Annotated in this window: 12 protein-coding genes; 5 read left to right on the forward strand and 7 right to left on the reverse strand. The window is 70.3% G+C overall.

Features of this window, described 5'->3' with window-relative positions; all coding sequences use genetic code 11:
* Positions 1 to 75 precede the first annotated feature (75 nt).
* The 3 genes from ACFPA8_RS02030 (at position 76) to ACFPA8_RS02040 (ending at position 2,959) form a co-directional block, all read left to right on the forward strand.
* Complete coding sequence (locus ACFPA8_RS02030) at positions 76 to 1,278, forward strand: cysteine desulfurase-like protein (protein ID WP_386441308.1); 1,203 nt, start codon at positions 76 to 78, stop codon at positions 1,276 to 1,278.
* A gap of 132 nt (positions 1,279 to 1,410) precedes the next feature.
* Positions 1,411 to 1,866 carry an RrF2 family transcriptional regulator gene (locus tag ACFPA8_RS02035; RefSeq protein WP_386441311.1) on the forward strand — a complete coding sequence of 152 codons (456 nt, stop codon included), beginning with the start codon at positions 1,411 to 1,413 and terminating at the stop codon, positions 1,864 to 1,866.
* Between the two features lie 133 nt (positions 1,867 to 1,999).
* Positions 2,000 to 2,959: a sulfite exporter TauE/SafE family protein gene (locus ACFPA8_RS02040; protein ID WP_386441313.1), complete on the forward strand. Its 960-nt coding sequence runs from the start codon at positions 2,000 to 2,002 to the stop codon at positions 2,957 to 2,959.
* A 75-nt stretch (positions 2,960 to 3,034) separates the two neighbouring features.
* On the opposite strand, the gene ACFPA8_RS02045 is transcribed toward ACFPA8_RS02040, so the two are convergent.
* The 7 genes from ACFPA8_RS02045 to ACFPA8_RS02075 form a co-directional block, all read right to left on the reverse strand.
* Entirely contained in the window at positions 3,035 to 3,169 is a 135-nt protein-coding gene (locus ACFPA8_RS02045) for a hypothetical protein (RefSeq protein ID WP_386441315.1), read from the reverse strand.
* Positions 3,166 to 4,143: a M48 family metalloprotease gene (locus ACFPA8_RS02050; protein WP_386441318.1), complete on the reverse strand. Its 978-nt coding sequence runs from the start codon at positions 4,141 to 4,143 to the stop codon at positions 3,166 to 3,168. Before ACFPA8_RS02050 ends, ACFPA8_RS02045 begins: the two co-directional genes overlap by 4 nt.
* Positions 4,144 to 4,724: 581 nt before the next feature.
* The gene (locus ACFPA8_RS02055; RefSeq protein WP_386441321.1) at positions 4,725 to 5,306 is read right to left on the reverse strand and encodes a Pycsar system effector family protein; all 582 of its coding nucleotides are present in this window, start codon (positions 5,304 to 5,306) and stop codon (positions 4,725 to 4,727) included.
* A 17-nt stretch (positions 5,307 to 5,323) separates the two neighbouring features.
* Entirely contained in the window at positions 5,324 to 6,670 is a 1,347-nt protein-coding gene (locus ACFPA8_RS02060) for a PE-PGRS family protein (RefSeq protein ID WP_386441324.1), read from the reverse strand.
* Positions 6,671 to 6,729: 59 nt separating this feature from the next.
* The gene (locus tag ACFPA8_RS02065; protein ID WP_386441327.1) at positions 6,730 to 9,024 is read right to left on the reverse strand and encodes a hypothetical protein; all 2,295 of its coding nucleotides are present in this window, start codon (positions 9,022 to 9,024) and stop codon (positions 6,730 to 6,732) included.
* On the reverse strand, positions 9,021 to 9,929 hold the full coding sequence (locus ACFPA8_RS02070) for a nucleotidyl cyclase domain-containing protein (RefSeq protein ID WP_386441329.1): 909 nt from the start codon (positions 9,927 to 9,929) through the stop codon (positions 9,021 to 9,023). The genes ACFPA8_RS02065 and ACFPA8_RS02070 overlap by 4 nt, the downstream gene beginning before the upstream one ends.
* A gap of 149 nt (positions 9,930 to 10,078) precedes the next feature.
* Positions 10,079 to 10,792, reverse strand: coding sequence for a Crp/Fnr family transcriptional regulator (locus tag ACFPA8_RS02075; protein WP_386441332.1), 714 nt, complete (start codon positions 10,790 to 10,792; stop codon positions 10,079 to 10,081).
* Between the two features lie 225 nt (positions 10,793 to 11,017).
* Here ACFPA8_RS02075 and dacB point away from each other — a divergent pair, with 225 nt between their 5' ends.
* Both dacB and ACFPA8_RS02085 read left to right on the forward strand, forming a co-directional pair.
* Positions 11,018 to 12,688 (forward strand): D-alanyl-D-alanine carboxypeptidase/D-alanyl-D-alanine endopeptidase, encoded by a 1,671-nt coding sequence (gene dacB, locus ACFPA8_RS02080; protein ID WP_386441335.1) that lies wholly within the window; start codon positions 11,018 to 11,020, stop codon positions 12,686 to 12,688.
* Between the two features lie 234 nt (positions 12,689 to 12,922).
* Positions 12,923 to 13,501: a hypothetical protein gene (locus ACFPA8_RS02085; protein WP_386441338.1), complete on the forward strand. Its 579-nt coding sequence runs from the start codon at positions 12,923 to 12,925 to the stop codon at positions 13,499 to 13,501.
* The last annotated feature ends 33 nt before the right edge of the window (positions 13,502 to 13,534 follow it).

Here is a 13,534-nt window from a genome sequence, read left to right on the forward strand (position 1 = left end):
GGCGCGACGGCCCGGTGTCGCATCGGGACGGAAGCCGCCTCCGAACGAACGCCCTGTCCGACGTTTGGAGTTCGCATGACGTACGACATCGGCGCCGTCCGTGCGCAGTTCCCCGCACTCGCCACCGGAACGGCCTTCTTCGACGGCCCCGGAGGCACCCAGACGCCGCGCCCCGTCATCGACGCCATGGCGGACGCCCTCGCCGCTCCGCTCTCCAACCGCGGCCGGGTCACCGCGGCGGAGCGCAACGCCGAGACGCTCGTCCACGAGGCGCGGCTCGCGCTGGCGGATCTGCTCGGCGCGGAACCGTCCGGCATCGTGCTCGGCCGCAGCGCCACCCAGCTCGCGTACGACTTCTCCCGCACTCTCGCCAAGAGCTGGTCCCCCGGCGACGAGGTCGTGGTCACGCGTCTGGACCACGACTCGAACGTCCGCCCCTGGACGCAGGCGGCCACGCAGGCCGGTGCCGAAGTCCGGTGGGCCGAATTCGACCCCGCGAACGGCGAGTTGACCGCAGAGGACATCCGCGCGGTGCTCTCCGCGCGCACCCGGCTCGTCGCTGTCACGGGCGCGTCGAACCTGATCGGCACCCGGCCGCCACTGCCGGAGATCGCCCGCCTGGTCCATGAGGCGGGTGCGCTGCTGTACGTGGACGGCGTGCATCTGACCGCGCACAGCCTCGTCGACGTGGAACAGCTGGGCGCGGACTTCTTCGTCTGCTCCCCCTACAAGTTCCTCGGGCCGCACATGGGCGTCCTCGCCGCCCGCCCGGGCCTTCTGGAGACGCTGAACCCGGACAAGCTGCTGGCCTCCACCGACGACGTCCCGGAGCGTTTCGAGTACGGCACCCTGCCGTACGAGCTGCTCGCCGGTGCCCGGGCCGCCGTCGACTTCCTCGCCGCGCTGGGAGGGCCGGACGGCGGAGACCGCCGGGAGCGGCTGGCCGCGTCCTTCGCCGCCCTCGGCGAGCACGAGGACCTGCTGCTCGGCCGCATCGAGGACGGGCTCGCCTCCCTGCCCGGCGTCACCACGTACTCGCGTGCCGCGGCGCGGACGCCCACGGTGCTGCTCACCCTCGACGGCCGCAACACCCCTGACGCACACCGTCACTTGGCGGAGCGCCGCGTCAACGCCCCGGCCGGCTCCTTCTACGCGGTCGAGGCCTCCAGGCGGCTCGGCCTGGGCCACGAGGGGGGTCTGCGCGTCGGCCTCGCCCCGTACAACGACGCCGGTGACGTGGACAGGCTCCTGGAGGGACTGGCGGACTTCCTGCTATGACGTGACGGGCGCCCCGGCGGGCAGGGACCGGCGAAGAGCCTCCGAACATGGGGCGCACGCACAACGGCTGCCGCCCTCACGTGCCGCCCCGAGGCAGCACGCGGCGGCGCAACGATGCTGGACAATGCCGCCATGCGGATTTCGGCGAGGGCGGACTACGCGGTGCGAGCCGCACTGGAACTGGCGGCGGCGGACGAGGGTCCCGTCAAGGCGGAGACGATCGCCACGGCGCAGAGCATCCCCCACAAGTTCCTCGAGGGCATCCTGACCGACATGCGGCGCGGCGGCCTCGTCGTCAGCCGGCGCGGCGGGCAGGGCGGCTACCGCCTCGCCTCGCCCGCCGACACGATCACCATCGCCGACGTGATCCGCATCGTGGAGGGTCCGCTGGTGTCCGTACGGGGCGAACGCCCGCCCGCCTTGTCGTACACGGGCCCGGCGGAGTCGCTGCTGCCCCTGTGGATCGCCGTGCGCGCGAACGTACGGGCGATCCTCGGCGAGGTCACCCTGGCCGAAGTCGCGACGGGCGGCCTGCCGGACCGGGTCCGCAGGCTCGCGGAGGCGCCCGAAGCGTGGACGAACCCCTGAACTGCCTGATGGGGACCGCCCGGAGCCGTTGACCGTGTCCATCTGACGAGACGCTTCTTGACCGTGCCCGCCACAGCCCGCATGCTTTCTCTACTAATACGGTAGGAAAACTAGGGAACTGGATCGGGGCAGCATGCGCACGCTCATCGTGCTGGCGTTGACGGGACTGGGGGCCCAACTCGTCGACGGCAGCCTGGGAATGGCCTACGGAGTCACCTCCACGACACTGCTGCTGGCCGTCGGCACCAACCCCGCGGCCGCCTCCGCGACCGTCCACCTCGCGGAGATCGGCACGACCCTCGTCTCCGGCGCCTCCCACTGGCGCTTCGGCAACGTCGACTGGCGAGTGGTGCTGAAGATCGGCGTGCCCGGCGCCGTGGGCGCGTTCACCGGAGCGACGGTGCTCTCCAGCCTCTCGACCGAGATCGCCGAACCGGCGATGTCGCTCATCCTCCTCGCGCTCGGCGTCTACGTCCTGGGCCGCTTCACCTTCATCGGGCTCTCCTCGCGGAACCTCGGGAAGCCGCTGCGCAAACGGTTCCTCTCACCACTCGGACTCCTCGCCGGGTTCGTCGACGCCACGGGCGGGGGCGGCTGGGGTCCCGTCGGTACGCCGGCCATCCTCGCCAGCGGCAGGCTGGAGCCGCGCAAGGTGATCGGTTCGATCGACACCAGCGAATTCCTCGTCACCGTCGCCGCGAGCATCGGCTTCCTGGCCGGACTGGGCTCCGAGGGCATCGACCTGACCTGGGCCGCGGCGCTGCTCATCGGCGGTGTGATCGCCGCGCCGCTCGCCGCCTGGCTCGTACGGCACATCCCGCCCCGGGTCCTCGGTTCGGCGGTGGGCGGCATCATCGTCGTCACCAACGCCCGCACGCTGCTGAACAGCGACTGGCTCTCCGCGAACGGCACGGTGAGCACCGCTGTCCATGTCGTGCTCTACCTGGTCTGGGCGGGGGCCCTGGCGTACTCGGTGCGGGAGTACCGCCGCAACGCCGCCCGGGAACGGGAGTTGGTGCAGGCGGCGGGGAGCGCCGGGGACGCCGCCGGGGGCACCCGGAAGACCGAGGAGGAGCCCGCGGCGGCGAGCTGAGCGGTCTGCGGGCGGCCCCGGCTCAACCGGCGTGCGCGGGCTGGGCGTCGGCCCGGCCGGCGGTGCGGGTGCGCGTCAGCCTGCCACCGCCGTCAGGCCGAAGAGCTGAACGCGCAGCGGATCGAGCGCTGCCGAACGGAAGCGGAAGGGCGGCGCTGACGCCGCGGGGCAGGCGAAGCCGGTGCCGTCCGTGACGAATCCGCTCGTCACTCCAAGAGCTCGTGCAGGTGGTGCAGCCGTGTGTAGTAGTCGGGGTGGGAATCCAAGAGCTTTGTGAGTCCGCCCTGTTGAGGTGCGTCGAGCCCCGCAGGCGGTCCGTCCTTGGTCCCACCCGCACCCGCACCCGCACCCGCACCCGCACCCGCACCCGCGGCAGCCTCGTCCTTGTGACGCCGGGTCAGGATCTCCACCAGCTCCGGTCCGAAGCCGAGCGCGACGGCGTAGGCGTCGGCACGCAGTTCAGCGCCCCGTCCCAGAGCGGCGAGCATCAGAGGGCCGAGCACCACAGGAAGGGCCAGCCACCAAACGGCGGACAGCGCTGCCAGCGCGGCGCTGCCGAGGAGAAGCACGGCGCACCCTCCGCCACAGGCCAGTCCGCCGCCGCGACCCATGACCTCCATGAGGCCGGAGAACATCCGTCGGAGGAGGCTCCAGGTCAGCCTCGTCGGCAGCGAGTACCAGTAGGCCATGAGACTCGCCCATGCGTGCCCGCTCACGTGGTGGCCGAGTTCGTGGGCGAGCACGGCCGCGAGTTGCTCCTTCCGCAGCCCCTCGAGGGAATGCCGCGTGACGCCCACGATGTGCCCGGCCGCGGCAGTGGCGTTGAGCTGGTCCCGTTCGTCGATCCACAGGTCGTATGTGGCGCTGCGTACCCCGGCCCGGCGTGTCACTTCAGCCCACACGGATGCCAACTGCGCGCGCTCCTCGGCCGTAGGACGACGCATGCGCAATGCGTACTGTGCCAGGGATGCCTCGGTGGGACGGTGGAAAACCAGTGCCCCTGACGCCAGCCACACAAGCGTGACGAACAGGGCGAAGCCTGCGCTGACCAGGCCACCGACCCCGAAGACGAGCAAGAGGCTCACCAGCGCAGTGGGCACCGTCGCCATCAGCTTCCCGACGGCTGTCCGGTCGGCGCCGCGCTGGTACGCCTTGAGATGAACGCGCTGCTGCTCAAAGGGCACGTCCTGCTGGGCACCGGCGCTGGCCCCGCCGCGTGCGGTGCCCGCGTTCGCGGCGCTTGGAGGCCCCTGCGAGGCACCATCGCGGCGCGGCGGCTGTGTTGTGGCGTTCGGAGGAGGTGGGCCGTCCGGGCGAGGCGGCGCACTGTGCTCACGAGCGCCGGCCGATGTCCCCGAGGAGACGGGGGTGGTGCCTCCTGGGTAGACAGGCGGCTGGTCGTCGCCGGGGGCGGCCTCCGGTCCCGACGGGTACGCAGGCGGCCGGTCCTCATCCTCGCAAGCCGCCTCTCCCACGGCGGCGGGCACTTCACCGGGGTACACCGGAGGCTCCTCCGGGTACGAAGGGGGCTCCTCCGGGTACGGAGGGGGCTCCACCGGACGAGCAGGGGGCTCCTCCGGGTACGAAGGGGGCTCCACCGGGTACGCCGGAGGCTGTTCCGGATACGCCGGTGGCAGTGGTTCCTCGGCGACGTGCGCACCGGTATCCGGATGCTGCGGCTGCGACCCGGTCCGGCCCCCGGCGTGGTGGGGAGCAGGCTCGTCGGGTCGGGACGCGTCAGGCATGAATCCTCGTTCCTCTCCAGTCAGCCGAGGAGCAACGCGGCGGGAAGCAGCACTACAGCGGCGGTGATCGAAGCCAGACCGCTCCGAATCCACCAGTGCTTGCCGGCCACGATCCGGCTGTTCTCCATCAGGGATGCGACCAGGCCGGGCATCGGGGTGCGTTCGGTCTCGATCAGTGCCGCCGCCACCGCCTGAGGACCGTGCCTGGACGCGCTGCATATGTCGCCGAAGTACGTGACGGGCGTGCCCGGTTGCCAACTGCCGGAGCGATACCGGGGGACGACGGCGAGAAGCAATGAGCACAGCGAGACGAGGAAGCACGACGCCCCCGTCCACCAGACGGCTTGCGCTGCCGGGGAGAGCGACGAGGGATGCCATCCCTCTCCGCCGAGAAATCCGACGGCGGCCGCTGCCGTCACGCCCTGGGCTCCTGCCAGTACGGACGCCTTGGTGTCGGCGCGCGCCACTTCCTGCCGCAACTCTGCCAGCAGCCGTTCGGCGGCCCGTTGGCCGACCACTGCGGACCGGGTCGCGTCCGGGGCCGGAGCGGACGGCTGACCGTCCGTGGTCCGGGGGGCACATGCCGTTCCATCGTCTGTCATGACGCTGTCGTCGCCGGTCACGAAGCGGCGGAGGCGTCGTGGCCGTCCTCAGGGTGGTCCGGCGACGTGGACGGATCCGGCCCGGGCTGCTTGCTTCCTTCGGCGTGATAGCCGAACAGCGATGCACCCTCGTCGGTCGTCCCGCCCCCTCGGGACGCCTCGACTGCGGCGGCCGATGCGCGCTTCGAGCGTGCTGCCGCTGCCGACGCCGCCTGCCCGGCAGGCCCGTCCTCCTGCTGCTCCCGCGGTTGCACCCCCTCTCCCATGACGCCCGGCTTCTCAGCGGCGTCCCTGCCCTGCTCCACCCCGGCGGCGGGTTCGTCGCGGGACCCCGGGAAGCGCTGGCTGAAGAAGTCACGCATCACCTTCGCGGCCAGCTTTCGCGGCTCGTCCAGCTGGTGTTCCTCCAGGCCGCCCGGACCGCCGCCGAGCGCCTGCACAGCGACCTGCAACTGGTTCTGCACCATGTTCAGGTGGTCCTGCCTCAGGTTCTCCATCACGAGGCGGGTGTCCTCGGGATGTTTGGCGAGGTGAAAGGCCATCGTGGCGGGTCCGCCACGTTCGAGGTAGTACGTGTAGTACTCGATCTTCTTGGCCTCGATCTCCTGAAGTTCGAGCTCATGCTTGCCCTTGGCCAGCGCACGCTCGTGTCCGAGCTCCTGCTCCTGCTGCTCGGTCAGGTGCCGCTGCCGTCCCTGCGCGAGGGCGCGTTCGGCCGCGAGTTCGTCCTCACGCATGGCCAGGTCATGGCCCGGTTCGAGCTTGGCGCGCTCGTAGCGGATGGCACGCAGTTCGTGCTCATGCCGGATGGCCGCTTCGTCGCGGCGGATCTGCACCCCACAGCTGAGGCTCAGTCCTTCGGCTGCGCCGAAGGAGCCCGCCTGCTCCCTCAGCGCCCGCTGCACGTCCTGCTCTGCCTCGGCGCTCTCCTCCATCCCGCGGCGCCTGAGCAGGGGACGGGCGACGCTGTCGACCAAACGCTGCGCCAGAGCCGGTACGTTGCGCTCACCACTGCCCACGAACTTCGCCGGCTCCTTGACCTGCCAGGTGCAGCCCAAGGTCACTTCGAAGGCGAAGGCGTCGTTGCTGCTGGGCAGTTCGAAGACCCTGGAGTCCTGGTGCAGCCCGGTGTCGACCTCGTAGACGGTGGTCCACCTGTGCGCGGCGATCTCGGAGCGACTGGGACGGTGCGGCGGCAGGTAGGTGTCGAATTCGCCCTTGGACGTGGTGAAGACGAGCGCGTAGTCGATCCGGGTGGGCCGCAGGGACTTGAACCGCGTCAGCTCCTGGATCGTGATGACGGGGTCGACGATCTGGGTGTGACGGTTCGCGTCCTGCTGCCACTGGGGTGGACGGCTGACCATGCTGTTCCTTCTCCTCGAAAGACGGGAGGACGGGTGTGGTTACTGAGAACGACGCCGCCTCAACGGGATGTCGTGCTCACTGACTTGAGCCTCGTGTGCAGCCGGTCTGCGACAGCGGGGTGTCGCTTGCCTTCGTCGCAGCGCAGGTGCTGAAGCAGATACGCGAGCCGTTTACGGTCCTCGCCGGTCACCGAGAGCGCCGGCAACAGCTCCGCCAGCGCCGCTTCCGCGCCGGGGTCCTTGTCCGCCCGGCGCACCCAGTTGCGCATGACCTCCAGAGCGGAGGCCGTGCTCCACGGATCGTTGAGCACGGCACGCCACAGCGCGGCCATCGACTGCCGTTGCAACGCCCCGGGAGTACCGGGGACCGGCGTGAGCTGTGCGTACAGGTCCAGCAGCAAGGGCCGTCCACCACCGAGAACGTCATCCGTGGGGCCGCAGGCGTGGATGAAAGTGCGCAGTACGAAGCCACGCCAGACCGGCTCCTTCAGCAGCGGAACCAGCTGGGACAACAGACTGTCTCCGTCGCTGTCGGCGCTCTGTGCCTGTGCGAGGAGGAGCGAAGCCGCCGACTGCGCCAATTCGTCCGGTTCCTCGGGCCATGCCCGGGCCGGTCCGCCGCGCGCATCCAGTGCGGCGACGGCGTCGAGGACGGCATCGAGCGAATCGCGTGCGAAGGCATCACCGGCCAGCGCGTACGTACGTACGGCGGTCCAGCGCAGCCGGTGATCGTCAGCCGTGCACCAGGCCTGCAGAATTCGCGGCACGTGCGGGGCGTCGAGGCGGTGAGCGAGGGCGAGGGCGCTTGCGGCGGCCAGGCGGGTGCGGAAGCGGCGGGCACACGCCCAGGGCTGGATGAGCAGCCCCATTGCGGACGGTAGGTCCGCAGCGGCCAGGACCGCAGCGGCGGCCGCAGCACGGGTACGCACCACGGCGCGGGAGTCGTTCGCGAGCCGCCGCAGCCACGCGACCAGAGCGGGCCGTGAGGAGGGGTGGCCCGTCCACACTTCCCGCAGGAGCACGAACGCGGTGAGCGGGTCCCGGAACTGCACCTTCGTCTGCTGTACCGGACCCCAGTCGGATTCCTCGGTCTCCTGGTAGAGAACAGCCCGGGCGAACTCGACACGCTTGGCGCTGGAGCTGCCGAAGACGGGAATGCACGGCGACACGTCCGGCATCTCCGTGCGCAGCAGGTGCCTGTAGAGGATGTCGCTGAGCTCTGCCGTGAGCGGGTAGGGAGCCTCGTCGAACGCGGCGAGGGCGATGAGGAACGCCTTGTCGTGCAGAGTCGCGTCGGGATCGTCGAACCATTGCGTCACCTGCTGTTCGACAGCGGCGTTGCCGAAGTCGGCGAGCCCCGTCAGCGGGACCGTGCCCCGCGCATGGGCGGCGACGCGCTGGGCGAAGCGTGTCAGCTCCGCCACCGGACGCTGGTGCTGGAGCACGTCCTGCACCACGTCCAGAGCGAGCAGTTCGTCGACCGGTCGGCCGCCGAGGTCCTCCCGTTGAAGGTGGGCCCGGAGAAGTGCCACGGCAGGAGGCATCCGCCAGGAGACGCTCGGAAGACCGTCGAGCAGGACCGGACGCGGGCCGGTCACGAGGACGAGGTATCCGTCGGCTGACCGGAGTTTCTCGCTCGCCGCCCGGACGTGGTGCTCGCGCAGCGGGCGTTCAGGGCTGGTGGTGAGGCCGTTGAGGAGGTAGCCGCAGGAGCCGGTGAGTTCCGGCGCGATACGTCCGGGTGGGAGAACGGGATCGAGGGCGCGGTAGGCCGTCGCGCCGGCAGCGCGCAGCAGCATCAGCGCTGCGGTGCGTCTCCCGGTGGACGATGCGCCGGACAGCACCAGGACACGATTCCTGCGCAGCTCGGCGAGGGCTGTCGTGAAGCAGTCCTCCCCGGCAGTGGCTCCGCCCTCTGGGTGACTGCCGAGCGAGGGACGTACGAAGTACGAAGCAAGCGAGTCGACTTCGGCAGCAAGAATCTCGCCGGACGTCTCCTCCGGAGTGCCGCTCCCGAGGTGGTACTCGTACTTGCTGCCGCCCAGTACGACGTCTCCGGTGACCTGGCCCCCGCTCACACCGTGCTGGTCACCAGCCACAAGGGAGCCGCCCAGCCGCGCAGAGGACCCGAGGATGATGCCGGGGCTGTGCCGCAGGAGGTCCCTGCGGGAGTCCCACGCGTGGGCCGGGCGGTCGTCCTCAGCGGCCTCCTCCCCCTGCGCATCGGCGTGCGTCTGCTCTGCGGCGGCGGGCGCGTCCTGGGCGCCCGCTGGAGCCTCGCCGGCCCGAACGCCTCCTGCTCCGGGGGCTTCTCCTGGCGCCTCGTCGGTCCGCTGAGCCTGTTCGCCGCTCACTTCCCGCCCCCACGACTGTCCGCGTCCCCGGAGTCCCCTGCCTGCCCCTCGCCGTCGGGGGCACAGCGCGTGTCCGCCTGTGTCACCGAGGTCCCTCCGAGCACGACGCCGCCCGAGACCTGGCCGCCGCTCACGCCGTGCTGGTCGCCACTGACGATGGAACCGTGCACCGTGGGCGCGCCGTGGAAGTGGAAGACCGCACCGGCTGCCGGGGGTTCTGCGCCGCGCGGCAGTGCAACCCCGGCCGCCGCCAGGTCCGGCGGCGACGTGCCCTCCCCGGCAGCACCACCCTGCACGCTGCCGGACCTGGCCGGGGAACCGCCTTCCGCGGCCTGCCCCGGCCCGTAGAACCATGCGGGAAGGACTCCGTCCTTGACCTGGACATCCCGGCGCTGGAACAACTTGGGCCGAATGCCCCGATGTCCGTGCTGAACCACGCCCTCATGGACGGACTGGCTCACGCACAGCGCGCACGGCTCGCCGGGACGCTCGCTGAGCACCGAGCGAAGCGCGTCGGAATCAAGCAGACGGCAGGCCTGGTTGAGGTCGTGGCCGACGAGGCCGCCCGCTGTGCCTGCCTGCGGGTCGTGCGCGACCTCACCTGAGGAGAGGACCACTCGCAGCCTCATCTGCGCGCTCTGCGCGGCAAGCCTGTTGTGGCCGTGGAGAAGTTCGGGAGTCACGGTCAGCAGGGCCCGCAGAACGGCGGCCTTGGCGACGTCCCCGCTGATCAGGACGATCAGCCCGTCGCCGCGGTCCTCGCGGTACTGCTGGGTGCGCTCAACACCAGCCGTTGCGAGCGTCTCGTCGACGACAGAGTTCAAGGTGCGGCGCAGCACCGTCTGCACGACGTCGTCTCGACGGCTGAACTGCTCGATGTCGAGCAGCAAGATCGTGCGATTCACCGGTTCGGGCATGGTCACCTTCCGCTGGGGACGTGTGTCGCAACTACGTCTGGAAGGCCAAGACAGTGACACGGAAAGGGAGTTGAGGACGACGGAAACTAGCACAGAAGGAATGTGACCGAGTGCACACAGCGGCCCGGGGCCGCCAGTCAGCCCTCCCAGGTCATCTGCCGCAGCACTTCCGGACGCACCAGCACCAGCCCGCGGCGGCCCGTGTGCACCACCCCGCGGTCCCGGAGGTTCTTCAGCAGACGCGCCACGGCTTCCCGGGAGGCACCCACCGAGCCGGCCAACTCCTGCTGCGTGAGCCCGGGGGTGAGCCGCACACCCTCCGGGGTGTCCTCACCATGTGTTCTCGCCAACTGCAACAGCAGTGCCGCCAGCCGTTCCTGCACGCTCAGCGCCGCGTACTGCACACGCCGCCGGTCGCTGTCGCGGGTACGGTCGGTGGCCAGTGCCAGCAACTGCATGGCGATGGCGGGACGATCCGTGAGCAGCGCGGTGAAGCGCTCCGAGTCCACAGCAACCGTCTCCACCTCCCCCAGCGCCGTAACCGTCGCCGAGCGGGGTCTCCCACTGAGCACGGCCCCCTCGCCCACGATGTCGCCGGGACCGCGCAGCGCGAGGAGGGCCTCGTAGCCGTTGGAGGCGGATGACGTGACCTTCATCCAGCCGCTGAGGACGATCAGTACATGGGCGGAGGGTTCGTGCTCACGCAGCATCACCTCCCTCGCTGCGTACCGGATGTGACGCCCCAGGCCGAGGATGGCCTCGCGGTCCTCACGTTCGAGGCGAGAGAGGAAGGGAACCTCGTCCTCGAAGCCCGTCGGCCCCGTCGTCCACCCGCTGCCGCGCTCACTCATCCCGTCGGCCTTCCCCCCACAACCGTCACTGCCGCCCCTCAGGATCGCCCTTCAACTGGTCCACGCACGGGAAGTCACCGCACGCTGCCAACTCCTCCCGCACTGCACCACGGCGGCGACACACGTCGCGTCCTCCCCGGATTCTGCCGGGGTTCCGGGGAAGGGACCGGCGAACACGCGCGACCCGTCGCGAAGTTGCCCTCGGTGCTGGCAGGCTGCCACGCCATGAAGAGACTCACACTTCCCGGTGGCGTGCCCGCCTCCCGTACGACGGCGGCGGCCGTGCCCAGGCGCCGCCTCCGCAACAAGGCCGCCGCCGTCACCGTCGGCTTCGTCCTGGTGCTGGGCACGGGCGGGGCCGCAGGAGCCGAATCGCCCACGGCCGGCAGCGAGTTGAAGAAGACCCTCGACCGGATCCTCGACGACGAGCGGCTGGAGGGGGGCGCCACGAGCGTCGTGGTCAGGGAGGCTGCCGGCGGAGACGTCCTGTACAAGCGGCACTCCGGCGAGAGACTCATGCCCGCGTCGAACACGAAGCTGCTGACCGCCGCCGCTGCCCTGGACGTCCTCGGGCCGGACTACCGATACCGTACGGACGTCCTCGCGCACGGCACCCGCGACGGCGGACAGCTCGACGGTGACCTGTACTTGCGCGGCACCGGCGACCCGACGCTGCTCGCCGAGGACTACGACGCTCTGGCGGCCGACGTGGCCGCGTCCGGAATCAAGAAGGTCACCGGCGAACTCGTCGCGGACGACACGCGGTTCGACGACGAGCGGCTCGGCCGCTCCTGGGCCGCCGACGACGAGTCCGCCTACTACTCGTCGCAGATCTCCGCGCTGAGCGTCGCCCCGGACACCGATTACGACACCGGCTCCGTGAAACTGGAGGTCGCCCCCGGCTCCGCGCCGGGGAAGAAGCCCGAAGTGAAGATGACCCCCGCCAACGACTACGTCGACGTCGAGGTCACCGCGGAGACGGTCGCCGAGGACGGCTCCAACTCGCTGTCCGTGGACCGCGAACACGGCGGCAACACCCTCACGGTGAGCGGCGGCATCCCCGTCGGCGCCGACCCCGAGGAGTCGTGGACGAGCGTGTGGGAACCCACCGGCTACGCCGCCTCCGTCTTCGCCGAGGCGCTCAGGGACCACGGCGTCCGCGTCGCGGGCAGGACCGAACTGGGCAAGGCCACCCCGGACGGCGCACGGCGGGTCGCCCGTCACAAGTCGATGCCGCTGACCGAGCTGAACGTCCCGTTCCTGAAGCTGTCCAACAACAACCACGCCGAAGTCCTCACCAAGACCATGGGCTACGAGAGCGGCGGCGAGGGCACGTGGGACGAGGGGCTGAAAGCCGTCGACGGCTTCCTCGAGAAGGAGGGCGTGGACACCGGGACACTGCGCCAGGTGGACGGCTCGGGGCTCTCCCGTATGAACAACGTGCCCGCCGCGCAGATCGCCGCCCTGCTCCGTGCGGTGCGCAGCAAGCCGTGGTTCGAGGAGTTCCACGACGCCCTCCCCATCGCCTGCGCACCCGACAGGATGAAGGGCGGCACGCTCCGTACCCGCATGTGCGACACCCCCGCCGAACTCAACGCGCACGCCAAGACGGGCTCGCTGACCGGCGCTTCGGGACTCTCCGGGTACGTCACCGACGCCGGCGGCCGTCAGCTCGTGTTCAGCGTCATCCTCAACAACTACCTCGCCGAGTCGGTGAAGGACATCGAGGACAAGATCGTCGTCGCGCTGGCCGAGTCCGGCGGTGACGGCGAGGCGGCCGACGGCACAGGCCGGAGCGATGAGTCCCGGAACCCGAAGAGCGGCGGCCCGCAGCCGTCCGACACGGCCGGAACGGGCGTCCTGGAGTGCTCATGGAGGAAGCCGGCCCGCTGCTGACGGGGCCCCGCCCCTGACCGGAGGCCGTCCGGGTGCGTGCCGCCGCCGGTGCCGCACGCGCCCGGACTGCTGTTCAACAGCCTTGCCAGTGAGCAGGGTTCGAAGGTCGGACGAAGCCCCTCAGGTGCCGCATCAGGCGTTCGAAGTCCTGCCACCCCGACAGGTCCGACGGGTCGCCGGTACTGGAGCCGCCCCAGTACCCACTGGTACTCATTGAAAGGTTGGCGAGTCATCGTGCGAGGAAAGCAAGCCCTGCTGATCGGCATATGCGCCATCTTCGCCGTGATGCTGACGGGGAGTTGGTTCATCTGGGACGAATACTGGAGCGAACAGGCCGACGAGGTGGGCCGGTCGGAGACCGGTGAGGTCTACGCGCAACTCACCTTGGACGACGGCCGTGACGTCGAGCTGCGGTACACGCCAAGGGGACTGGTCGAACGTCACCAGAGCTCCAAGGGCGGCGCGTTCTCGAGGGCCCAACTGCTCTACGGCAGTGAGGAACTCAAGTGCAAGGACATCGTCCTCGCCACCCACAAGGACACAGTGGCAGCCATCGCCGGCTTTGGCTTGCACTGCCCAGCCGGAAACGAGCCGGACCGCTCGATGACCGCTGTTGCCACAGCGGACGACCTGGACGACTGGGACGTCGTGATTGGCGAGAACTTCGGCGGCTGGAAGTACCTGCGCTTCTCGCCGAGCGGCAAACACGTCCGGTTCTACATCCCCACGCTGGATGGAACCGCCAACCTGCACTGGCGGTTCTCCCGAGGCTTCTCTCAACCAGAGGGGCCTGAAGACGTGATCCCGAAGTGATCCGAGGGTTGTTTCCCCAACGGGAAGCTGGGG

The sequence above is a fragment of the Streptomyces ovatisporus genome (assembly GCF_042653885.1).
Classification (GTDB): domain Bacteria; phylum Actinomycetota; class Actinomycetes; order Streptomycetales; family Streptomycetaceae; genus Streptomyces; species Streptomyces ovatisporus.

What these genes read in the sequence shown, in the direction of transcription:
- ACFPA8_RS02030 (WP_386441308.1), top strand. Translation starts at nt 76, where the DNA reads ATGACGTACGACATCGGCGCCGTCCGTGCGCAGTTCCCCGCACTCGCC.
- ACFPA8_RS02035 (WP_386441311.1), top strand. Translation starts at nt 1,411, where the DNA reads ATGCGGATTTCGGCGAGGGCGGACTACGCGGTGCGAGCCGCACTGGAA.
- ACFPA8_RS02040 (WP_386441313.1), top strand. Translation starts at nt 2,000, where the DNA reads ATGCGCACGCTCATCGTGCTGGCGTTGACGGGACTGGGGGCCCAACTC.
- ACFPA8_RS02055 (WP_386441321.1), bottom strand. Translation starts at nt 5,306, where the DNA reads ATGACAGACGATGGAACGGCATGTGCCCCCCGGACCACGGACGGTCAG.
- ACFPA8_RS02060 (WP_386441324.1), bottom strand. Translation starts at nt 6,670, where the DNA reads ATGGTCAGCCGTCCACCCCAGTGGCAGCAGGACGCGAACCGTCACACC.
- ACFPA8_RS02075 (WP_386441332.1), bottom strand. Translation starts at nt 10,792, where the DNA reads ATGAGTGAGCGCGGCAGCGGGTGGACGACGGGGCCGACGGGCTTCGAG.
- dacB (WP_386441335.1), top strand. Translation starts at nt 11,018, where the DNA reads ATGAAGAGACTCACACTTCCCGGTGGCGTGCCCGCCTCCCGTACGACG.